This is a genomic window from Pseudomonas sp. 51_B, assembly GCF_017491595.1.
Taxonomy (GTDB): domain Bacteria; phylum Pseudomonadota; class Gammaproteobacteria; order Pseudomonadales; family Pseudomonadaceae; genus Aquipseudomonas; species Aquipseudomonas promysalinigenes.
Genome location: NZ_JAFGYW010000534.1, coordinates 1 through 248, shown reverse-complemented (window position 1 = coordinate 248; position 248 = coordinate 1). Strand labels below are relative to the sequence as shown.

Below are 248 nucleotides of genomic sequence, written 5' to 3'. Positions count from 1 at the left end.
AGCAAGCTTGCAACTGTGGGGATTTACCCGCGAAGGCGATGGTGAAGTCATCAGCGCATTCATGGGTGAACCCGCCCACATAGGGGCTAGTGCTGGGGCTCGGCGTTAGCTCTTCGGTGGGGCGCAGCTCGCGATGCGCCGGGCGGGCGGCGCTCGATCTCACAGGCGCTAAAAGGCTCAGATTGAACCCCATAGGGCCGGCATTCAGCCATCAGACCGAAGGCTGAGCCAATGGCGCAGGGGTAGTC

1 protein-coding gene is annotated in these 248 nt (G+C 62.5%); it reads right to left on the bottom strand.

Going from position 1 to position 248, the window contains the following annotated elements; genetic code table 11:
* Positions 1 to 193, bottom strand: a 193-nt coding sequence (locus J5M56_RS26080) for a hypothetical protein (RefSeq protein WP_207938201.1), incomplete at its 3' end; no start/stop codon positions are given.
* Positions 194 to 248 lie beyond the last annotated feature (55 nt).